The 21,703-nt window shown below is 72.9% G+C and carries 15 protein-coding genes and 1 pseudogene; 6 read left to right on the plus strand and 10 right to left on the minus strand.

Features of this window, described 5'->3' with window-relative positions; all coding sequences use genetic code 11:
- Window positions 1–54: 54 nt before the first annotated feature.
- The 8 genes from ACIBO8_RS07450 to ACIBO8_RS07485 are packed head-to-tail and all read right to left on the minus strand — an operon-like array spanning window position 55 to window position 7,426.
- Window positions 55–1,494 (minus strand): phytoene desaturase family protein, encoded by a 1,440-nt coding sequence (locus tag ACIBO8_RS07450; protein WP_396114274.1) that lies wholly within the window; start codon window positions 1,492–1,494, stop codon window positions 55–57.
- Entirely contained in the window at window positions 1,491–2,585 is a 1,095-nt protein-coding gene (locus ACIBO8_RS07455) for a glycosyltransferase (protein WP_396114275.1), read from the minus strand. Before ACIBO8_RS07455 ends, ACIBO8_RS07450 begins: the two co-directional genes overlap by 4 nt.
- Window positions 2,582–3,325 carry a carotenoid biosynthesis protein gene (locus ACIBO8_RS07460; RefSeq protein WP_396114276.1) on the minus strand — a complete coding sequence of 248 codons (744 nt, stop codon included), beginning with the start codon at window positions 3,323–3,325 and terminating at the stop codon, window positions 2,582–2,584. The genes ACIBO8_RS07455 and ACIBO8_RS07460 overlap by 4 nt, the downstream gene beginning before the upstream one ends.
- A 55-nt stretch (window positions 3,326–3,380) precedes the next feature.
- The gene (locus ACIBO8_RS07465; RefSeq protein ID WP_396114277.1) at window positions 3,381–3,962 is read right to left on the minus strand and encodes a GNAT family N-acetyltransferase; all 582 of its coding nucleotides are present in this window, start codon (window positions 3,960–3,962) and stop codon (window positions 3,381–3,383) included.
- Window positions 3,959–4,669 carry a monooxygenase gene (locus ACIBO8_RS07470; RefSeq protein ID WP_396114278.1) on the minus strand — a complete coding sequence of 237 codons (711 nt, stop codon included), beginning with the start codon at window positions 4,667–4,669 and terminating at the stop codon, window positions 3,959–3,961. The genes ACIBO8_RS07465 and ACIBO8_RS07470 overlap by 4 nt, the downstream gene beginning before the upstream one ends.
- 9 nt (window positions 4,670–4,678) lie before the next feature.
- Window positions 4,679–6,118 (minus strand): glycosyltransferase family 39 protein, encoded by a 1,440-nt coding sequence (locus ACIBO8_RS07475; protein ID WP_396114279.1) that lies wholly within the window; start codon window positions 6,116–6,118, stop codon window positions 4,679–4,681.
- Between the two features lie 14 nt (window positions 6,119–6,132).
- Window positions 6,133–6,597, minus strand: a complete 465-nt coding sequence (locus tag ACIBO8_RS07480; RefSeq protein WP_396114280.1) for a YbaK/EbsC family protein — start codon at window positions 6,595–6,597, stop codon at window positions 6,133–6,135.
- Window positions 6,598–6,616: 19 nt separating this feature from the next.
- Window positions 6,617–7,426, minus strand: a complete 810-nt coding sequence (locus ACIBO8_RS07485) for an SDR family NAD(P)-dependent oxidoreductase (protein WP_396114281.1) — start codon at window positions 7,424–7,426, stop codon at window positions 6,617–6,619.
- A 60-nt stretch (window positions 7,427–7,486) separates the two neighbouring features.
- Here ACIBO8_RS07485 and ACIBO8_RS07490 point away from each other — a divergent pair, with 60 nt between their 5' ends.
- Window positions 7,487–9,451 carry an amino acid transporter gene (locus tag ACIBO8_RS07490; protein ID WP_396114282.1) on the plus strand — a complete coding sequence of 655 codons (1,965 nt, stop codon included), beginning with the start codon at window positions 7,487–7,489 and terminating at the stop codon, window positions 9,449–9,451.
- Here ACIBO8_RS07490 and ACIBO8_RS07495 read toward each other — a convergent pair.
- Entirely contained in the window at window positions 9,396–10,967 is a 1,572-nt protein-coding gene (locus ACIBO8_RS07495) for an MDR family MFS transporter (protein WP_396114283.1), read from the minus strand. The two genes, ACIBO8_RS07490 and ACIBO8_RS07495, sit on opposite strands and share 56 nt — an antisense overlap.
- Window positions 10,967–13,159, minus strand: coding sequence for an RNA polymerase recycling motor ATPase HelR (helR, locus tag ACIBO8_RS07500; RefSeq protein ID WP_396114744.1), 2,193 nt, complete (start codon window positions 13,157–13,159; stop codon window positions 10,967–10,969). The genes ACIBO8_RS07495 and helR overlap by 1 nt, the downstream gene beginning before the upstream one ends.
- Window positions 13,160–14,115: 956 nt before the next feature.
- On the opposite strand from helR, the gene ACIBO8_RS07505 reads away from it, so the two are divergent.
- The 5 genes and pseudogenes from ACIBO8_RS07505 (at window position 14,116) to ACIBO8_RS07525 (ending at window position 21,611) form a co-directional block, all read left to right on the plus strand.
- Window positions 14,116–14,532 carry an SAV_6107 family HEPN domain-containing protein gene (locus tag ACIBO8_RS07505; protein ID WP_396114284.1) on the plus strand — a complete coding sequence of 139 codons (417 nt, stop codon included), beginning with the start codon at window positions 14,116–14,118 and terminating at the stop codon, window positions 14,530–14,532.
- Window positions 14,533–15,303: 771 nt separating this feature from the next.
- A pseudogene (locus tag ACIBO8_RS07510) lies at window positions 15,304–16,149 on the plus strand (hypothetical protein); the annotation flags it as partial.
- Window positions 16,146–17,798 (plus strand): DNA polymerase Y family protein, encoded by a 1,653-nt coding sequence (locus tag ACIBO8_RS07515; RefSeq protein WP_396114285.1) that lies wholly within the window; start codon window positions 16,146–16,148, stop codon window positions 17,796–17,798. The pseudogene ACIBO8_RS07510 and the gene ACIBO8_RS07515, both read left to right, overlap by 4 nt.
- An 8-nt stretch (window positions 17,799–17,806) precedes the next feature.
- Complete coding sequence (locus tag ACIBO8_RS07520) at window positions 17,807–21,148, plus strand: error-prone DNA polymerase (RefSeq protein ID WP_396114286.1); 3,342 nt, start codon at window positions 17,807–17,809, stop codon at window positions 21,146–21,148.
- An 88-nt stretch (window positions 21,149–21,236) separates the two neighbouring features.
- Entirely contained in the window at window positions 21,237–21,611 is a 375-nt protein-coding gene (locus ACIBO8_RS07525) for an SSI family serine proteinase inhibitor (protein ID WP_396114287.1), read from the plus strand.
- Window positions 21,612–21,703 lie beyond the last annotated feature (92 nt).

The following is a 21,703-nucleotide window of genomic DNA, read 5'->3' on the forward strand; positions in this document are numbered from 1 at the left end:
CGGACCGCCTGCGGCCGGCTCTCGGCGGCCGGCTCTCGGCGGGCGTTGCAACCGTCAGGCCGGGCCGACCCTGTCCGCGACGATCGTCGCGGACAGGGTGACCATCGGCAGGCCGCCGCCCGGGTGCGCCGACCCGCCCACCAGGTACAGCCCGTCGACCGGCCCGCGGTTCGCCGGGCGCAGCAGCCCGCCGACCGTGCCGTAGATCGCCCCGCCCGGCGCCGCCGTCGCCTCCGCCAGGTCGGCCGGCGTACGCGTCTCCATGAACACCAGCCGGTCGCGCACGTCCAGCCCGCGACGGGCGAGGACGTTCAGGATGTGCGAGCCGTACGCCGAGGCCAGCCCCGGCCGGCGCCAGTCGATCGCGCCGAAGTCCGTGCCGTGCCGGGGGGCGTTCACCAGCACGAACCAGGCTTCCGTGCCCGGCGGGTGCACCTCCGGGTCGGTGGCCCGGGTGACGAAGACCGCCGGATCCGACGGCGGGCGGGCGCGGCGGCCGCGGGCCGGGTCGCCGAAGACCGCGTCGAACTCGGCGTCGTAGCCGCGGGGGAAGAAGACCGTGTGGTGGGCGAGTTCCGGCGTCGAACCCCGGACGCCGAGCAGCAGCACGAAGCCGGCGAGGCTGCGGTCCGCCAGGCCGGCGAGGCGGCGAGGGGAGGGCAGCAGGTCGCGGTACAGGGTGGCGGCGTCCACATCGGAGACGACCACATCCGCCGGGACGAGACCCTCCGGGGCGAGGACGCCGGTGACGCGGCCCTCGGCCGTGCGGATGGCGGTCACGGGCGATGACGTGCGGATGGTGACGCCGAGCGCCGCGCAGCGGTCGAGCAGGGCGGATGCCAGGACGCCGAGACCGCCTCGGAGGTACCAGCCGCCGAAGGCCAGTTCCGCGTACGGGATCGCGGCGAGCGCGGCCGGGGCGCGCCGGGGATCGGTGCCGGTGTAGGTCGCGTACCGGTCGAGCAGCATCCGCAGCCGCCGGTCCCGCAGGTAGCGCCGGCCGAGGGCGCGCAGCGAGCGGCCCGGCGCGATCGCGGCGAGGTCGCCGACGCGCCAGGACAGCCGGGCCAGCGTCGCGGGGGAGACCTCGCGTTGCAGCACCGAGCGCCACGACGCGGTCCAGATGCGTTCCGCGCGCCGCCAGAAACGGGCCCAGTCCGCGGCCGCCGTCGCCCCGAACGCGTCCGCGATCCGTTGCGTGAAGACCGCCGGATCGGACGACGAGTCGAGGGTGCTGCCGTCCGGGAACACGTGCCGCACCACCGGGTCCAGCGGTTCCGGGTCCAGGTCGAGGCCCAGGCCGGTGAAGACCTGCGGCAGCGTCAGCAGGCTCGGGCCGGTGTCGAACCGGAAACCGTCGCGCTCGTAGCGGCCGAGCTTGCCGCCGACGGTCGCCGCTCGCTCGTGGACGGTGACCTCGTGTCCCGCGCCGGCCAGCCGGACCGCTGCGGCGAGGCCGCCCACTCCGGCACCGATGATCACGACCCGGCTCATACCGGCCGCCCCCGCCAGCTCAGGCGGCCCTGCCGGCGCCGTGCGAACGACCGCGCCACCAGGGCCGCGAAGACCAGGATCGAGATCGGCTGGGCCAGCGGGTCGGGCCAGGTCCGCCCGCCCGTCGCGGCCGCGGCGATCACCCTGCCCAGAACACCTGTCAGGTACGCACACACACTCACCAACGCAAGATCCACCGTTGCGGACGTCAGGGCGAGTGCCGCGGTCACGGGCGGCGCCACGTACAGAAGCATCAGCAGGAGCACGACGGCGGCCGCACCCCCGGGCGACCCGAACGATGCCCACAGCGACTTGGCGTAACCGTCGGCCAGCTCCCGCCACGACGCGTACATATGGCACGTCGCCAACCGGGACCCGTCCGCGAGGGCGATCCGGCCGCCGGAGCGCTTGACCGCCCGCGCCAGCCCGATGTCCTCGAGGATGTCGTCGCGCACCGCCGCGTGCCCGCCCGCCCGCTGGTAGCCTGCCCGGTCCACGACCAGCCACTGACCGCCGGCGGCGGCCAGCGACGGCCGCGGCGAGCGTTCCATGCGCCGCAACGGCAGGAACGTCAGCCATGACCACTGCAGCAGCGGCTGCACGAGCCGGCCCGCCCCGGTGATCCGCGGGTACGGCGACAGCAGCGTGACCTGCGCCGACCGCAGCAGCGCCACACCGCCGGCCACCGCGTCGGGCGCGAGCACCACGTCGGCGTCGACGAAGACGAGCACGTCGCGGTCGCCGGCCGCCTCGGCCAGCTGCGCGCAGGCGTACGGTTTGCCGAGCCATCCCGGCGCCGGCGGTGCCCCGGTCGGCAGCCGTACCTTGTCGCCGGCAAGCTCTCGCACCAGCTCGGCCGTGCCGTCCGTGGAGCCGTCGTCGAGCACGATGATCTCCAGGTCGGCGACGCCGCGCTGGCCGAGCAGCGATTCCAGGCAGGGCGTCACCCGCGCCGCCTCGTCACGCAGCGGCAGCAGGACGGCAACCCGCTCGGTGACCGTCGCGCCGCGCGGCGGACGCCGCAGCAGGGCCGCGTTGACGAGGGTGTGCCCGGTCAGCGCCACCCACGGCAGCAGGGCGAGCCACATCATGCCGGTCGTCGCAGCGCGGGGAGCAGCGGCAGCACCGCCGCGCCCATGAGGACCCCGCCCCAGAGCGCGGACCAGGGCAGACCCAGGAAGACCGCGTGGGCGAGCACGGACGAAGCGTACGTCCACAGCCACAACGCGAGCATCGGGGCGTCCCGGTCGCCGGGGCGGTTGCCGGGCGCCCCGGCCGCGACCGCCAGCACGGCCATCAGCACCAGCGCGAATCCCAGCCAGCCCAGGTAGTTGCCGACCGGGATGCCGGGCACGCCGGGCAGCGCCGGGGTGGGGGAGTGCCAGCGCCAGTACCCCTCCGCGACCATCTGCGGGTCGAGGAAGAGATCCCAGGCGGCCAGCCCGGCCGCCGCCAGCGCGATCCGGGCCGGCCGGGACCGGGCCAGGCGCAGCGCGGCCAGCCATGCCGGCCAGGCCATCCAGGTCCAGGCCAGCGGGATGATCAGGGGTACGCCGAGCACCTGCGGGCCGAGCCGGCCGGTGTAGTCGTACGTGCCGAACGGGAAGCCGGTGGCCACGCCGACCGCCTCCACCGCGAACCCGCCCAGCGTGGCGGTCGCGACCAGCGCCACGGCCGCGCGGGCTCCCCGGCTGAGCCCTGCGTGGGCGACCGAGAGCGCGTACCCGATGACGACCGTGGTGACCGTCAACCCGGCGCGTGCCCCGCCGTGGGTGAGCGGATAGCAGATCTGCACCAGCACCAGGGCGCCGAGCAGGACCCAGAGCGCCATGGGCTGGTCTTCAGTCCGTTTGTGGGTGGCGGCGGCGGGGTGGTCGGACGGGCGGTCAGATGCCGACAATGCCGGGAGCGCCCTCCGCCGGGGCGCGCTCGGTCAGCGGCAGGCTCCGGCCCAGGATCGCGAAGGCCCGCTCGTCGCCCGGGAAGTAGAAGTCGCGCAGCACGTCCTCGAAGCCGAAGCGCCTGTACAGCCGCCAGGCGCGGGAACGCTGCTCGTCGGCCTCCGGCGTGGACAGCAGCACGGTCGAGCCGTCCGCCATCGACAGCAGGGCCCGCAGCTGGCGGGCGCCGATGCCGTGCCCCTGCGCGCTCGGCCGGACGTGCAGCTCGACCACCTCGAAACAGTCCTGCAGCCAGCGCCGCCGGGCGGTGTCGTCCAGCGAAGACCGGACCTGGTCATGCCACCACTGGCCGGGACCCGAGGCGTAGCCGTACCCGAAACCGGCGAGTTGCCCGTCGGTCGTCAGCGTCGCGACGGCACGGAAGCCGGCCCGGCGTACGTGCGCGCCGATGTAGCCGCGGCGGGTCTGCAGCAGCTCGGCGCGGTAACCCATCGCCTCGCCGTACACGCTCACCACGTCGTCCAGCCGCCGGAGCATGTCGTCCGGCTGCCAGGGGACGAGCCTCATCGCTCTCCTTCCCGCCAGCCCAGCACGGCCCTGTCGCCGCTGATGCCGAGCACCGCGAACCGGGCGAACAGGTCCTCGGCGTACCAGTCGACCGCCGCCGTCCGCGCGATCACCGCGCGGTGCTCCGGCTGACGGTACGCGAAACGGGTGAGGTCCGTCGCGTCGCGCCACACACTGACGGTGCCCTGCCAGCCGACCGGGGCCTCCCCGAGGCCGAAGCGGGCGAGCAGCCCGGGCGCGGCGGCGAGTTCCCGGGCCACCGGCGGCACGGCCGTCCAGAAGGTCAGCGCCTTCGCCGGGCGCAGCCGGGCCCGGGTCAGCGCGAGCACCGGGCCGTCGCCGCGGCTGGGCTTCTGGGTGGAGGGGTCGCCGAACGGCGCGGCTCCGGACCAGCGGCCGCGGCTGGTCAGCGGCCGCAGGTCGGCACGGGCGGCGGAGGCCGCGATCGCGTCCCAGGCGGCCCCGACCCGGCCCAGGTCGCCACCGCCGGCGTCGTCCCAGGCGACCAGGGCCGCATAGCGGGTGAGGTCGGCGTCGCCCGGTCCGAAGCCCTTGCCGGTCCCGGTGCCGAGCAGCTTGCCGAAGCGCACCCCGGGCAGCCGGCGCAGCCGGCGCGGGTCGGCCGCCATCCGGACGAAGGCCCGCCCGACCGCCCGCCGCGGCACCCGCCAGACGTGCAACGTGACCAGCGGGGGGACGGGAGTCATCCCGCCACGCTACTTCGCGGGCCGGCGGACCAGCTCGGAGACCCACAGCCGGTGGAACACGGTCTGCGAGACGAGCTGGTAGCGCTGCTCGACGGCGGGCTGCTGGGTGGAGGGCAGCGGGCTCAGCGGAAGGCCCTTCGGGTCCGACGAGACGACCCAGATGCGGGGGGTGTCGCCGAGGCAGGCGGCGGTGTCGGGGCACGGCGGGTGCACCCAGGACCAGGCCGTGCCGGGCGGCTGGGCCACCAGCACCTCCCGGGGCTGCCGCGCCGCCGGCTGGTGCCGCCATTCGTAGCGGAAGCCGCGGTGCAGGTAGGGGTAGCCGGTGAAGACGATGCCGTCGCCCGGCTGCTCGCGCTCGGCGATGAAGCGGGCCGCCGCCCGGAAGGCGTACTCGTTCTCGGGGTCGCTGCGGACGACCGCCTGGCGGTGCCAGCCCCCGACGGCCAGGACGGCCCCCGCGGCGAGAGCGGCCACCAGGAGCTTGGGCTCACTGCCGGCGAGGCGGCGGATCGCGTACGCGCCGAGCAGGACCCACGCCGGAACCGTGAAGAGCAGGTAGCGCGGCAGGAAGAAGTGGAACTCGTGGAACGTGTAATACGCCAGCGCCGGCGGCAGCAGCGTCCAGAGCGCCAGGAATGCGGCGATCCAGCGCTGCTCGCGGCCGCCCGCGACGACCAGCAGGGCCAGCGCGGCCCCTCCGAGGAAGAGGAACAGGTCGGCGGCCGCTCCGCTGAGGAACATCTCGCGCGGGAATCCCTGCACCCGCGCCCAGGTGGGATCCGCGATCCAGCTGATCTGGGCGTGTTGCCGCTGCCCGGCGAGGACCAGCGGCAACACCGCCAGCAGCGCGGCCAGCACGGCCGCGGACCAGCCGGCGAGGATCCGGCGCCGGTCTCGGGCGGCCGGCAGGACGACCACCAGGTGCGCGGCCAGGGCCATCAGCGCAACGATGTGGCTGTATCCGACCCAGACGACCGCGAGGGCATAAGCGGCCCAGCGCCAGACCGTCGGCCGCTCGAGCGCACGCAGCAGCAGGAACACGGCCGAGACCGAGGCGAGCATCGCCATCGCGTACGGGCGGGCCTCCTGGCCGTACCGGCTGATCGCCGGGACGGCCGGCAGCAGCAGGCCAGCCACCAGGCCGGTCGGCGCGTCGAAGAGGCGCCGGCCGAGCAGGGCGAGCACCGCGGCGGCGAGCGCCATGAAGATCGCCGACGGCAACCGCAGGGTGGCCTCGGCATCGCCGAACAGCCGGATCCACCCGTGCATGAACAGGTAGTACGGGTACAGCACCGCGTCCACGGTCCCGGTGAGCCGGCCCAGGTCGCGCACCGGCTGCGAGGCCGCCCACCAGGTCGCGTGCTCGTCGCGCCACAGCTCCCGGTGGCCGATGCCGATCAGCGTCACGGTGAGCGTGACACCGAACGGCGCGGCCGCCAGGGCCACGGTCTCCCGGGTTCTCAGGCGACGTCCATCGGTGTGCCGCCGGTGACCCTCAGCAGTTCGTCGTACGTGATCGGGAAGACGGCTCGGGGCACCCCGCCGGCCGCCCAGATCTTGTCGTACCGCGCGAGGGCGGTGTCGACGATCGTGCGTACCGGCTTGGGGTGGCCCAGGGGAGCGACCCCGCCGATGGCCTGCCCGGTGTGCTCCCGGACGAACTCCGGCGTGGCCCTGCCGAGCTTCGCCAGGCCCAGGGCGGCGGCGAGCTTCGCCGTGTCGACGCGGTGCGCCCCGGACGTGAGCACGAGCAGCGGTTCGCCGTCCGCGTCGAAGATCAGGGAGTTGGCGATCTGCCCCACCTCGACCGACAGCGCGGCGGCGGCCGCGGCGGCGGTGTGCACGCCCTCGTCGAAGATGACCATCTCCGGCGCGGACCCGCCCAGCGCGGCTCGCACCGCGAGGACGTTGGGATGATTCTGCATCAGCCCATTGTCCACGGCCTCAGATCCCGACCGCCGTGGCGCTCGAGTCCCACAGCCGGGCGGCGAGCGCCGGGTCCGCGAGCCGCCGGTCCGGCTCGGTCACCTTGTGGCCGACGTAGTAGGCGCCGTTGCGCAGCTCCTCGGCGGGCGCGGTCGCGAGCCAGGTCAGCAGGTCACCCGCCTTCTCCGTGCTCGTCAGGAACGGCGCCACCTTGTAGAAGAGGCGCGTCACCGGGCCCGCACCGAAGTTGCTGCGCACCACACCGGGATGGAACGCGACCGACAGGATGTCCGGCCAGCGCCGCGCCGCCTCCTGGGTGAACAGGATGTTCGCGGCCTTGCCGGCGCCGTAGGACCGCCACCCGTTCCACGACGCCGGATCGCCGGTGAAGTCGTCCGGGTCGACCCGGGCCCGCTGGTGCGCGCGGGAGGAGGTGTTCACCACCCGGCCGCCCCGCAGCGCCTCGCGCAGGAGATTCGTCAGGAGAAAGGGCGCGAGGTGGTTGCTCGCCACGGTCGCCTCGAAGCCGTCCTCGGTCTTCCGGTACGCGCCCAGCATCCCGCCGGCGTTGTTCGCGAGGACGTCGACGGCGGGGTACCTCGCCAGCACGTGGTCCGCGAGCCGGCGTACCTGGTCGAAGGATTCGAAGTCAGCCCGGAACTCGTCCGGCGCGGGGCCGGTGGCCACCGCCCGGATCGCCGCCATGGCCGCGCCCAGCCGGCCGGGATCACGCCCCACGACGACGACCTGGTCGCCGCGGGCCGCGAGATCCTGCGCCGCCGCCAGGCCAACTCCGGAACTCGCACCGGTCACCACGATTGTTCGCATGCGCGCATCTTTCCGCTCCGCCGGTACGGGTGTCGTACCCATGGTGCATCCTGGCAAGCGATGAGCACCGAGATCAACGTTCCGGCGTGCGTGGACAATCCGGCGCCGACGCCCGCGCCCCGCCACCGGGTGACCCGCTGGCTGCTGGCCAACCGGGTGCAGCCGGTCGGCCCCGAGGCGGCGGAGAACCAGGCCCACCAGCAGGCGTGGTGGAAGGTCATGGCGCTGACCGGCGTCGACTACTTCTCCACGCTGTCCTACCTGCCGGCCATCGCCGCGCTGGCCGCCGGCGCCCTGTCGCCGCTGGCCACGCTGCTGATCGTCGCACTCACCCTGCTCGGGATGCTCCCGATGTACCGGCGCGTCGCCAAGGAGAGCCCGCACGGCCAGGGCTCGGTCGCCATGCTCGAGGACCTGCTGCCCTTCTGGCGGGGCAAACTGTTCGTCCTCGTGCTGCTCGGCTTCGTCGCCACCTCGTGGATCATCACCATCACGCTCTCTGCGGCCGACGCGACGGTGCACATGTCGGAGAACCCGTACCTGCCGGGATTCCTGCACGGGCACGCGGTGCCGATCACCGTGGCGCTGCTGCTCATCCTCGGCTTCGTGTTCCTGCTCGGCTTCAGCGAGGCCGTGCAGGTCGCCATCCCGCTGGTGGCGGTCTTCCTCGGGCTCAACGCGGTGGTCACGATCGTCGGCCTGGTCGACGTCTTCACCGTCCCGCAGGCCTTCTCCACGTGGCTGGACGGGATATCCGCGGGCGGCTTCGGCACGGTGTCGTCGGCGTTCCTCGCCTTCCCCGCGCTGGTGCTCGGCCTGTCCGGCTTCGAGACCGGCGTCAGCATGATGCCGCTGATCGCCGCCGGCGGCGCGTCCCCGGCCGAGCGGCTCGAGGCGCGGATCCGCAACACCCGCAAGCTGCTCACCGTCGCCGCGCTCATCATGAGCGTCTACCTGCTGCTGACCAGCTTCGTCACGACCGTGCTGATCCCGCACGAGCAGTTCCAGCCGGGCGGCGCGGCCAACGGGCGGGCGCTGGCCTACCTGGCCCACGAGAAGCTGGGCGAGGCCTTCGGCACGGTGTACGACATCAGCAGCATCCTCATCCTGTGGTTCGCGGGCGCCTCCGCGATGGCCGGCCTGATCAACATCGTGCCGCGCTACCTGCCCGGCTACGGCATGGCCCCGGACTGGGCCCGCGCCGTACGCCCGGTCGTGCTGGTCTACACCGTCATCAGCGTCGGGATCACCATCGCCTTCGGCGCGGACGTCAACGCGCAGGCGGGCGCATACGCGACCGGCATCCTGGCCATGATGGTCTCGGGCGCGGTCGCCGTCGCCATCTCCGCGGCCCGGCGCCGGCAGCGCGGTGGCGCCATCGGCTTCACGGTGCTCACCCTGATCCTGCTGTACGCCCTCGGCGACAACATCATCGAGAAGCCGGACGGCATCGCCATCTCGGCGGTGTTCGTCGCCGGCATGATCGTCGTCTCCCTCGTCTCCCGGGTGAGCCGCACGACCGAGCTGCGGGCCGACCGCATCGAGTTCGACGAGCCGGCCCGCCGCTTCATCGCCGACTCGATCGCGTACGACGGCGAGCTCAACCTCATCGCCAACCGCCGGCAGGCCGGCGACGAGGGGGAGTACTCGGCCAAGGAGGGCGAGCAGCGCGGGATGAACCCGGTTCCGGGCACGGCCGACCTGCTGTTCCTCGAGATCGACGTGGCCGATCCGTCGGAGTTCAGCAACGTGCTGACGGTGCACGGTGTGGAGGTCGGCCCGTACCGGATCCTGCGCGTCCAGAGCCCGGCCGCCCCCAATGCGATCGCCGCCGTCCTGCTCGCCCTCCGCGACGCCACGGGCGTGCGGCCGCACTGCTACTTCGAGTGGGCCGAGGGCAGCCCGCTGGTCCACCTGTTCCGCTACCTGCTGCTGGGCCGGGGCGACACCGCCCCGGTGGTCCGCGAGATCATCCGCAAGAGCGAACCGGATCCGGCTCGCCGCCCGGGGGTCCATGTGGGCTGACGACGGCGGCCTCCTCCTGCGCACGGCGCTCGTCGCCGCTCAGCGTGTGCAGCGGCTTCTCCCGGATGAACAGGACCGCGACGACGGCGAGCAGCGCGATCGGGGAGCCCACCAGGAACAGGTCGGCGGTCGCCTCGCCGTAGACATCGCGGACCACGGTCAGCACCTGCGGCGGCAGCGTGGCCAGATCGGGCACCTTCGCGGTGCCGCCGCCCGTCGCGGTGGTGCCCAAGCGCTCGGCCAGCAGCGAGGTCACCCGGTCGGCCAGCAGGGCGCCCAGCGCGCTGACGCCGATCGCACCACCCATGCTGCGGAAGAACGTCAGCGATGACGTGGTGGCGCCCAGTTCCTGCGCCGGCACGTCGTTCTGGGCCGCCAGCACCAGGTTCTGGATCAGCATGCCGACGCCGACACCCAGCACCGCCATGAACACCGCCAGCGTCGGTACGCCGGTGTGCGCGTCGATCGTGCTCAGCAGGAGCATCCCGCCGGTCATCACCACCGCGCCGGCCACCAGGTACGGCTTCCAGCGGCCGTACCGGCTGATCAGCTGACCGGCGACGGTCGACGACACCAGCAGGCCGAAGACGAGCGGCAGGCTCATCAGCCCGGCGACCGTCGGAGACTTGCCGAGCGAGATCTGGAAGTACTGCGACAGGAACACCGTGCCGCCGAACATCGCCAGGCCGACCAGCACGCTGGCGACGATGGTCAGCGAGACCGTGCGGTTGCGGAAGAGGCCCAGCCGGATGATCGGCTCCTCGGCCCGCGACTCCACGTACAGGGCGACGGTGAGCAGCAGGAGCCCGGCTGCGACGAAGGCCGCGGTCTGCCAGGACGCCCACGCGAAACGGTGACCGGCCAGGGTCGACCAGATCAGCAGGTCGCACACGCCCGCCGTGATGAGCAGGGCGCCGGGCCAGTCGATGGAGACCGGCCGGCGCGGGGTCGCCGGCAGGCGCAACGTCCTCTGCAGCAGCGCGATCGCGGCCAGCGAGAACGGTACGCCGATGAGGAAACACCAGCGCCAGCCGAGCCACGACGTGTCCACCAGCAGCCCGCCGATCAGCGGGCCGGCGATGGTCGCGGCGCCGAAGAGGGCGCCGAACATGCCGGAGTAGCGGCCCATCTCGCGCGGCGGGATCATCGCGGCCATCACGATCAGGGCGAGCGAGCCCATGCCGCCCGCGCCGACGCCCTGGACGACCCGGCTGACGATGAGAACCGCGACGTTCGGCGTGAGGCCGGCGATCAGCGAACCCACGACGAACATGCCGAGCGAGACCTGGATCAGCAGCTTCTTGCTGGAGAGGTCGGCCATCTTGCCCCACAGCGGCACGGTCGCCGTCATGGCCAGCAGCTCGGTGGTGACGATCCAGGTGTAGACGGACTGCGAGCCGCCGAGGTCGGCGATGATCCTCGGCAGCGCGTTGGACACGATGGTCGAGGCCAGGATCGTCACGAACAGGCCGAGCATCAGGCCGGACAGCGCCTGTACGACTTCCCGATGCGTCATCATCCGCGGTCCTCCGTGCTCTCCAGAATCACCAGTTGCCGAGTCGCTCGTGTCATGGCGACGTACCGATCGACCGCTCCTGCCTTCGCCGGATTCACCAGAACGACGAGGTCGAACTCGAGTCCCTTGGCGAGCTCCGGGGTCAGCGACCGGACCCGGGACGTCTCCTGGAACGAGGGATCGCCGATGACACAGGCGACCCCCTCCGCATGCTCCGCCTGCCAGGCATCGAGGACAGCGGCCAGGTCCGATGTGGATCCATGGACGACGGGAACGCCGTTGCTGCGGATGGAGGTCGGCACGTTGGCGTCCGGGAGTACGGCCCGGATGACCGGCTCGGCCTCCGCCATGACCTCCTCCGGCGTCCGGTAGTTGATGCTCAGCGACGTCAGCGTGACCCGGTCGAACCCGACCCGCTCCAGCCGCTCCCGCCACGACTCCGTGAACCCGTGCCTCGCCTGCGCGCGGTCCCCGACGATGGTGAAGCTGCGCGACGGGCAGCGCAGCAGCAGCATCTGCCACTCCGCGTCGGTCAGCTCCTGGGCCTCGTCCACGACGATGTGCGCGAACGGCCCGGCGAGCACGTCCGGATCGGTGCCCGGCAGCGCCGCATCGTCGACCAGGACGTCGCGCAGACCCTGTTGATGCAGCATCGTCAGCAGACCCTCCCCGTCGTCGTAGACGGTGGACTCGAGCAGGTCGTCGATGACCCTCGCCATGCGGGCGCGTTCGGTGGCGACAGCGGCTTCCCGCCGCCGGTTACGCCGCGACGCCTCCGGATCGCCGAGCCGCCGGCGCGCCGCGTCCAGCAGCGGCAGATCCGACACCGTCCACGCCCGCGCGTCGCCGCGCTGAAGCCTGCGGACGTCGGCGGCATCCAGCCAGGGAGCGCACTTGCGCAGGTACGCCGGCACCGACCACAGATCCGCGACGACGTCGGTCGCCTCGAGCACCGGCCAGGCGCGGTGGAAGGCCGTGAGCAGGTCCCGGTTCCGCATCAGCGCCCTGCGGACCATGTCGTCCGGCTCGTCGCCGTCGTACTTCTCCAGCAGGATCGTGAGCAGCTCCTCCCAGATCTCGTCCCGCGCCTCGTTGTGCGGCGTACCGGGACCGGGCGCCTCGAACGCCTCGGCCCAGTCGTCGGCGGTCAGCCGGATGTCGCAGTCGCCGGTCGACACGGTCATCGGATCCGGCGGCTCCTCGTAGAACCGGACGGCCGTTTCGATGGCCCTTACCAGGCCGGCGGACGACTTGAGGCGGGCCACCTCCGGGTCGGCCTCGACCGCCGCCGCGGCCCCCTCCTCGACGAGGTCCCGAAGCGTGCAGGACTGCACGCCCTCCTCCCCGAGGCTGGGCAGGACGTCCTCCACATAGGCCAGATAGGGCTGGTGCGGCCCGACGAACAGCACGCCACCCCGGCGGTGACCCAGGCGGGGATCGGAATAGAGCAGGTACGCCGTCCGGTGCAGCGCGACGACCGTCTTGCCCGTACCCGGACCGCCGTCGACGACGAGAGCGCCCCGCGACCCGGCCCGGATGATCGCATCCTGATCCGCCTGAATGGTCCCGAGCACGTCCCGCATCCGCGCCGACCGGTTGCCGCCCAGGCTGGCGATGAAGGCGGACTGGTCGTCGAGCGCGGCGTGCCCCTCGAACCCCTCGGGAGTGAACACCTCGTCCCAGTAGTCGTTGATCCGCCCCCGGGCCCAGCGATACCGGCGGCGGCTCGCCAGGCCCATCGGGTTGGCGTGGGTGGCGCCGAAGAACGGCTCGGCCGCCGGAGAGCGCCAGTCGAGCAACAGCCGGCGCCCGGCGCCGTCCGTGAGACCCAGGCGGCCCACGTACAGCGGCTCGGAATCGTCGGCGCCGACCATGCGCCCGAGACACAGGTCCAGGCCGAACCGGCGCAGGGCGCGCAGCCGGGCGGTGAGCCGGCGGATCTCGGTATCCCGGTCGGCGGCCCGCCGGCCGATGCCACCGGGCGCGCGGCGCTCGGCATCGAGGCTGTCGGACAGGTCGGCGATCGACTGCTGAAGGCTCTCCGCGATGGCCGCGAAATGCTGCTCGTCGCCGGCGATCAGCTTCGGGTCGGCCTTGTGGGAGAGGTTGTCGGGAAGGTCGAACACTCCGGTGGTCAGCTTCTCCGTGTGGTCACGCTCCGATGATGGTTGGGGTGGTCCGGACGCCAGCATCCGCATGTCGTATTCCCCCATTTGCGAAGATCCCGGCCTTGAGCGACCGATTCTGCGCCCTCACCCGGGTCTTGCCGCAAGCCCCGGGGTCCGCTATATCTTGAAAGTGGAAGGAGTGTGTGCTCCTCCTTCTTCTCTGTGTGCTCCTCCTTCTTCTCCTGGTCGGGTCCCTTTTCTCGGGTCTCGCCCCCTCCGGCGTCGTGTCTCGGTCGCCGCGCGGTGTGCCGACGAGATCCGTGCCCGGGGCTTCCCCCGCCGGAGCCGCGGGCACCTGCGGCTTGAAAGATCACCTCCGACCTGCGGCGTTCGGCGTTGCTTTTTTGTCGGAGGGGGGTGTTACTCTCTCCTGTAGTTAGAACGAGTGTTCGATTGGTTCGAACGAATGTTCCCGCCGGGCCGACACCGATCCGGCGGCTGCCCCTCCTGGCAGCCGACGATCGGACGTCCCGCGGAGCGGCCGGCCGGACGCTCGAGCTGACTGCAGGGAGCCGCGTTCGCGGCGTGGCTCCCGGGTGCGGCGCCCGCGAAGCGCCGTACGCAAGGTCCGGGCATTCGCGGGTCCGGGCCTGCACAGGCAGGACCGTCGTCCGCTGCCCTCGACCCCCGGGCAGCGGACGACGGACCCGCCGGCGAAGTCCGGCCGGGTGTGGTGTGGGGAAGCTTCACACCCGGCCGGCGCTTCACCCCGCTGTGCCTTCCTCCGCAGCGACCCGGTTCGACCAGCACGTCGGATGCGACACACGCGAGGAGTGACCATGGTGAGCAACGCGGCACCGGGCCTGAGACCACCCGTCCCGCAGCCGAGCCGTCCGGCCCCCGGCCCCCGGGGCATGGAAGAGCCCGAACCTGCAGGTGCCGGTGCTGAGTCCGTCGGCCCCGGGCTTGCCGGTGCCCCCGGCCCGCGCACGTACGGCCTGGCGCATGCTCCGACGGCCGGAACGCAGGCGCCCCCGACGGTGCCCGCCAACCTCCTGCCCAACCGCACCCCGGCACAGCTGCTCGCGATCGCCCGCCAGGGCCTGACGGAAGCGACCCGCACCCGCCCCGACGGCCTGCGCTACGCGGCGGCCCACCTGGCCGCCCTCCGGGCAGCCGCAGCCGTCCTCGCGGCCCGTGCCAGACCGGCCGCCCCCACCCGCCGCAACCGCGTCACCAGCGTCTGGTCCCTCCTGGTCCTGGTGGCACCGGAGTTCGGCGACTGGGCCAGCTACTTCGCCCTCGGCGCCGCCAAGCGAGCCGCGGCCGAAGCCGGCATCCCCCGCGTGGTCACCGCCCGCGAGGCGGACGACCTGCTGAGAGCCGCGGAAACCTTCGTCTCGCTGGTGCAGTCGGCGCTGGGCCTGGCCTACCAGCCCACCCTCGAAGCCGCCTGACCCGGGACGCGCGCCGTCCGAGCGGATCGCTGCCCGAGCCCGGCCAGGACCGGTGGGTGCTCCGGCCCGTGCCGTCACGGCCCGGCCGAGCCGAGGACCCATCGTTGTCCGGCACGTCCACGTGTCGGCGACGGTTCGCGGGCCGGGCGGGCCCGCAGGCCTTTCGCCCCGGCGGCTGACGCGGTTCGGCCTTGGTCCTGGTGATCGATGCCGTCCCGGTCTCCTGCGCCGCCTTCCATGCTGTCCGCGGGGCCCGGCTCGTCGCGGGTCGGCCGGTTCTGGCGCTTGGCGCCGGGGCTGACGCCCCGGCTTTTCGATGTGGATCGCCCTCCGGCAGATCCATGAAGATCAACTTCAGTGAACGTGTACAGCGGGGCGGGACGGATGGCCGGGCGGATGATCAGCGGGGCTGCGGCTCTTGCTGAGCTGGTTCGTCCTGGCGGGGACGTCGACGAGGGCGGGATGCACCGGGTGCTGCCGGTGCTTCCCGAACTCGGCCGGTTGCTGCCCGGGCACGGGCTCCGCCGGGGCAGCACCGTGGCGATCGGTCTCGCCTGCGACCCCGGCTCCGAGTGGAAACCCGCTGGTTCCCCCTCCGCGCGGGAGCCGGCTGATCCCGGTTTGGGGCGGGAGTCGGTGCGTGGTGGCGCTGCGCGGGGGCCGGCTGGTGCCGGTGCGGCGCGGGAGCCGGGATATGGCTGGAACCGTGGCGGCGCGAGTCGTGGTGGCGTCCGGGACGCTGCGGGGCGCGAGAAGGGCGTACGCCGCAATGCCGGTAGCCCTGAGAACGGGGTGGCGCGCGCCGGTAGCGGGAGCACCTCTCTCCTTCTCGCCCTCCTCTCCGCCGCCTCCCACGCCGGGTCGTGGTGTGCCGTGGTGGGCGTACCCGCGCTCGGGGCTCTGGCCGCCGCGGAGAGCGGGGTGGCGCTCGATCGGCTGGCGCTGGTGCCCGATCCCGGTCCCGAGTGGCCCACCGTGGTCGCCGCGCTCATCGACGGGGTCGATGTCGTGGTCGTCGCCGTTCCCGGGCGGGTTTCCGCCTCCATCGCCAGCCGGCTCGTCGCGCGGGCCCGGCAGCGGGGGTGTGTGCTCGTGCCGTACGGGCGGTGGGACGGGGCCGACGTGACGTTGCAGGTCACCCAGGGCCGGTGGGAGGGACTCGGCGCCGGGCGGGGGCGGTTGCGGCGGCGGGAGGTCACTGTGGTCGCACGGGGGCGGGGGGCTGCCGCACGGCCCAAGGAGCTGACCCTGTGGATGCCCGGGATGGCTGCGCTGCCCGTGCCCCTTCCGCCCGCGGCCGGGCTGGACGCGGCTCGGGAGAGCACGGCCGGGCGGGACGAGGCCGGAAAGGGTGACCGGGTCGAGGGGGCTACTGAGGAGGCGGGCTGGGCGTGGTGGCCGGCCGAGAGGAGCAAGGCCGAGGAGGGCAGGACCGGGGAGGACAGGGTCGGGAGGAACAGGGCCGAGAGAAATGCGGTCGAAAGGGTCAAGGCCGAGCGGAAAGAGGGGGACAGGGCCGAGGGCGAGCGGTCCGCCGGGAAGGCCGGGCGGGGGCGCCGGACCGGTGAGGAGAGTGCGGTGCGGGCGCCGCGGTTGTCGGTGGTGGAGTCCGCGTGAGGGCCGGTGCTGCTCCTCGTACCCTGCTCGTCTGGTGCCCGGACTGGCCGGTCGTCGCCGCGGAGATCGTGGATGGGGTTTCCGCCGGCGGGCCTGTTGTCGTGGTGCGGGCGAATCGGGTTGTTGCCTGTTCCGAGGCGGCCCGGGCCGAGGGGATCCGGCGGGGGTTGCGGCGGCGGGAGGCTCAGGGGCGGTGTCCTCGGCTCGTTGTCGTCGAGCACGATCCGGGGCGGGATGCGCGGGCCTTCGAACCCGTGGTGGCTGCCGTCGAGGAGGTTGCCGTCGGGGTGGAGGTGGTGCGGCCCGGGGCTTGTGCGCTGGCCGCTCGCGGGCCTTCGCGGTATTTCGGGGGCGAGGAGCGGGCCGCCGAGCGGATCGTCGAGCAGGTGGCCGAGGCCTGTGCCGTCGAGAGTCAGGTGGGGATCGCCGACGGGGTGTTCGCTGCCGGGCTGGCCGCGCGGGCCGGGCGGATCGTTCCTGCCGGGGGGACCCAGGAGTTTCTTGCCTCGGTGACCGTCGAGGCGCTGGAGCGGCCCGAGCTGGCTGATCTGCTGCGGCGGCTCGGGGTGTCGACGCTGGGGGATTTCGCCGCTCTTCCTGCTTCCGATGTACTCAGCCGGTTCGGGTTCGACGGGGCGTTGGCGCACCGGCTCGCCGGGGGGCTGGATGATCGGCCGCTGGCCGTACGTCAGCCGCCGCCCGATCTGGAGGTGACCGGCACCTACGACGAGCCGCTCGAGCGGGTGGACGTCGCCGCGTTCGCCGGGCGGGCGCTGGCCGAGCGGCTGCACGAGCGGCTGGGGGCGTACGGGCTGGCCTGCACCCGGCTGGGCATCGAGGCGGTCACCGCGGACGGGCAGGAGCTGCACCGGGTGTGGCGGCACGACGGGCTGCTCACGGCCGCCGCCATCGCCGAGCGGGTGCGGTGGCAGCTCGACGGGTGGCTGACCGGGGCGCGCCGGGGTGCGCCCGCCCGGCCGACCGCGGGGCTGGTGCGGTTGCGGCTCGTTCCCGACGGGGTGCTCGTCCACCTCGGACTGCAGCCGGGGTTGTGGGGCGACGCGGGCGCGGAACGGGAACGGGCGCATCGGGCGCTGAGCCGGATCCAGGGTCTGCTCGGCCCGGATTCGGTGGTCACGGCGGTGACCGGGGGTGGGCGGTCCGCCGACGATCAGATCCGCTTCGTGCCGTGGGGGGACGAGCGGGAGCCGGCTCGCCCGGCCGCGCCGCCGGTGCGGATGCAGGAGCCCGTGGTGGTCGCTGTCGACGACCCGCCGCCTCCGGAGAAGAGCCGTCGGGGGGAGAAGAGCAAGCTGCCGCCCTGGCCGGGCCGGCTGCCGGCGCCGGCCCCGGCCCTCGTGCTTCCGCAGCCGGCACCCGCGGTGGTGCTGGACGAGACGGGTACGCCTGTAGGCGTGAGCGCCCGCCTCGAGCTCACCGGCGATCCGGCCGTGCTGGTGATCGACTGGGCTCCCGGTGAGCCTGCCGCGATCACCGGGTGGGCGGGGCCGTGGCCGGTGGACGAGCGGTGGTGGGCGCCGGGCGAGTCGCGCCGGCGGGCCCGGTTCCAGGTCGCCGTCGAGGACGGGCGGGCGTTCCTGCTGTCCCTGGCGTCCGGGCACTGGGCGATCGAAGCGATCTACGACTAGGCGGGGAGATGGGTTTCCACAATCCACGGATGCCGTGGGGCGAGCTCGAGAAGACCCTGACGGGGGAGCGGCACCTGCACGTCGTCGACCCGCTCGCCGGCGACGGGGACGGCGGTGACTCGCCCGCGTGGAGCCGCAAGCGGCAGCCGTACGAGGCTCCCGCGCTGATCCGTACGCCCGCCGAGGAGCCGTACGCCGAACTGCACTGCCACACCAACTTCAGCTTCCTGGACGGCGCGAGCCACCCCGAGGAGCTCGCCGAGGAGGCGGCGCGGCTGGGCCTCACCGGCCTCGCCGTCACCGACCACGACGGCTTCTACGGGGTGGTGCGCTTCTCGCAGGCCGCCCGCGAGCTGGGGCTCCCCACGATCTTCGGCGCCGAGCTCTCCCTCGATCTGACCAGGCCGCAGAACGGCGAGCCCGATCCTCAAGGGCGGCATCTGCTCGCTCTGGCGCACGGGCACGAGGGGTACGCCCGCCTCGCCCGCACCATCTCCCGCGCCCAGCTCGACGGTGCGGAGAAGGGCAAGCCGGTGTACGGCGACCTGGAGCGGATCGCCGAGGTGCTGCGCGACCACGTGCTGGTGCTGACCGGCTGCCGCAAGGGGAGCGTCCCGCTGGCCCTGGCCACCGAGGGGGTGCACGCCGCGGCGCGGGAGCTGGACCGGCTGGTGAGCCTCTTCGGCCGGGGCAACGTCGTCGTCGAGCTGACCGATCACGGTGACCCGTACGACGACGACCGCAACGACGTGCTCTTCGACCTGGCGAAGGGTCGCCGGCTGGAGGTGGTCGCCACCAACAACGTGCACTACGCCACCCCGGGCCGGCGCCGGCTGGCCACCGCGCTGGCCGCGGTCCGGGCCCGGCGCAGCCTCGACGAGGTCGACGGCTGGCTGCCCGCGGCCGGCACCGCGCACCTGCGCAGCGGTGCCGAGATGAAGCGGCGGTTCGCCGCGTACCCGGGTGCGGTGGAGAACGCCGCCATGTTCGGCGAGGACCTGGCCTTCGACCTGAACCTGGTGGCGCCGAAGCTGCCGGACTTCCCGATCCCCGAGCCGGGACACACCGAGATGAGCTGGCTGCGGGAGCTCACCATGCGGGGCGCCCGGGAACGGTACGGGCCGCCGCAGGCGCACCCGAAGGCGTACGCGCAGCTCGAGCACGAACTGCGGATGATCGAGGAGCTGAACTTCCCCGGCTACTTCCTCGTGGTCTACGACATCGTCCGGTTCTGCCGGGAGAAGAACATCTACTGCCAGGGGCGGGGGTCGGCGGCGAACTCCGCGGTCTGCTACGCGCTGCGCATCACCAATGTGGACGCCGTCGAGTACGACCTGCTGTTCGAGCGGTTCCTGGCGCCGGAGCGGGACGGGCCGCCGGACATCGACGTGGACATCGAGTCGGACCGGCGCGAGGAGGTGATCCAGTACGTGTACGGCAAGCACGGCCGGGAGCACACCGCGCAGGTCGCCAACGTGATCTCGTATCGCCCGCGGTCGGCCGTACGCGATATCGCCAAGGCTTTCGGATTCTCGCCCGGGCAGCAGGACGCGTGGAGCAAGCAGATCGACCGGTGGGGCAGCGTCGCGGCGATCGACGTGGACGACATTCCCGAGCAGGTGGTCGCGTTCGCGAACGAGGTGCAGAGTTTCCCGCGGCACCTGGGCATCCACTCCGGCGGCATGGTGATCTGCGACCGGCCGATCATCGAGGTGTGCCCGGTGGAGTGGGGGCGGATGCCGGGGCGCACGGTGCTGCAGTGGGACAAGGACGACTGCGCGGCGATCGAGCTGGTCAAGTTCGACCTGCTCGGCCTGGGGATGCTGTCGGCGCTGCACTACGCCTACGACATGATCGAGTCCGACCTGGACATCGGCACCATGCGGCTCGATGATCCCGAGGTCTACGCGATGTTGTGCAGGGCCGATTCTGTCGGGGTTTTCCAGGTGGAGAGCCGGGCGCAGATGGCCACCCTGCCCCGGCTCAAACCGGACAAATTCTATGACTTGGTCATCGAGGTCGCGTTGATCCGCCCGGGCCCCATCCAAGGTGGATCTGTTCATCCATATATAAGACGAAAAAACGGACTCGAGAAGCCGGAAGTTCCCCACCCGCTCATGGCCAACGCCTTGGCCAAGACCCTCGGGGTGCCGCTCTTCCAGGAGCAGCTCATGCAGCTCGCGATCGACGTCGCGGGGTTCGACCCGGCCGAGGCGGATCAGCTGCGGCGGGCGATGGGGTCGAAGCGGTCCATCGAGAAGATGGAGCGGATCAAGACCCGGCTCTACGAGGGGATGGCGCAGCGCGGGATCGCCGGGGACCTCGCGGACGATCTGTTCCTCAAGCTGTCCGCGTTCGCGAACTACGGCTTCCCGGAGAGCCACGCGATGAGCTTCGCCTACCTCGTGTACGCGAGCGCCTGGCTCAAGCGCTATCACCCGGCGGCCTTCTGCGCGGCCCTGCTCAACGCCCAGCCGATGGGCTTCTACTCGCCGCAGTCGCTGGTGGACGACGCCCGCCGGCACGGTGTCGAGGTGCGCCGCCCGGACATCAATCTCAGCGATGCCGCGGCGACGCTGGAGTCCACGGCGGCCACCCGGTGGGGCTCGGCGCCCGGGGAGCCGCCGCACGCGTGGGGACTGGGCGGCCCGGCCGTACGGATGGGGCTGTCGAGCGTCCGTACCCTCGGCGAGGAGCTGGCGAAGAGCATCGAGCAGGAGCGCCGTGCGCACGGGCCGTACCGGGACATGACGGATCTCGCCCGGCGTACCGGATGCTCGGCCGCCCACCTGGAGGCCCTCGCCACCGCCGACGCGTTCGCGGGTTTCGGTCTCTCGCGCCGGGAGGCGCTGTGGGCGGCCGGGGCCGCCGCGCAGGACCGGCCGGACCGCCTTCCGGGCACGGTCACCGGCACCGACGCGCCGACCCTGCCCGGCATGGACGATGTGGACAAGCTGGTCGCGGATGTGTGGGCGACCGGCCTCTCCCCGGATTCCCATCCGGCGCAGTTCGTGCGCGAGGAGCTGACCCGGCGGGGCGCGCTGCCGATCGCCGGGCTGAGCCGGGTCGAGGCCGGCACCCGGATCCGGGTCGGTGGCATCGTCACGCATCGGCAGCGGCCGGCGACCGCGGGCGGGGTCACGTTCGTCAACCTCGAGGACGAGACCGGGATGCTCAACGTGACGTGCTCGCCGGGGCTGTGGCAGCGCTACCGCCGGGTGGCGCGGACCAGCTCGGCGCTGGTGGTGCGGGGCCGGCTGGAGAAGGCCGAGGGGGTGCTGAACCTGGTCGCGGACCGGCTCGACGCGCTCACCCCGCCGGTCACGCCCGCCTCCCGGGACTTCCGCTGAACGGCCACTATATTTCCGTTCTGCGCGTACGGCACCTTTTGGGGCGTACACCGGATGCGCACGGAACGCATGACGGGGGAGCGACACCATGATCCGTACCATCGGCCTGTCCGCGGTCCTGGTGCTCGCCGTGGCGAGCCCGGCCGCCGCGGCGGCGAAGAAGAGGACCGAGCTCGAGCTGAGCTACACGGCCGACGCCGGCTACGCGGCCGCGGTCGTCCTGCGGTGCGACCCGGCCGGCGGCGCGCACCCGAAGAAGGGCAAGGCGTGCGCCGCGCTGGCTCGGGCGGGCGGCGACCCGGCGAAGCTCGAGCCCGCACGAGGCGTCCTGTGCACGATGGAGTACGCGCCGATCACCGCCCGGATCGCCGGCCGCTGGAAGGGCAAGAAGGTGGACTGGTCGCACACCTTCGGCAACCCGTGCGACATGGCCCGCGCGACCGGGGTGGTCATGGCCTTCTGAGATCTTCTGTCGGCTTCCGGTCAGTCATGCCCGGAATGCCTCGTCAATTCGCAAGCGTCAATGTATCGCCGGGGTCCGACCCGGCGGCACAT

The sequence above is a fragment of the Actinoplanes sp. NPDC049681 genome, assembly GCF_044465265.1.
Classification (GTDB): Bacteria; Actinomycetota; Actinomycetes; order Mycobacteriales; family Micromonosporaceae; genus Actinoplanes.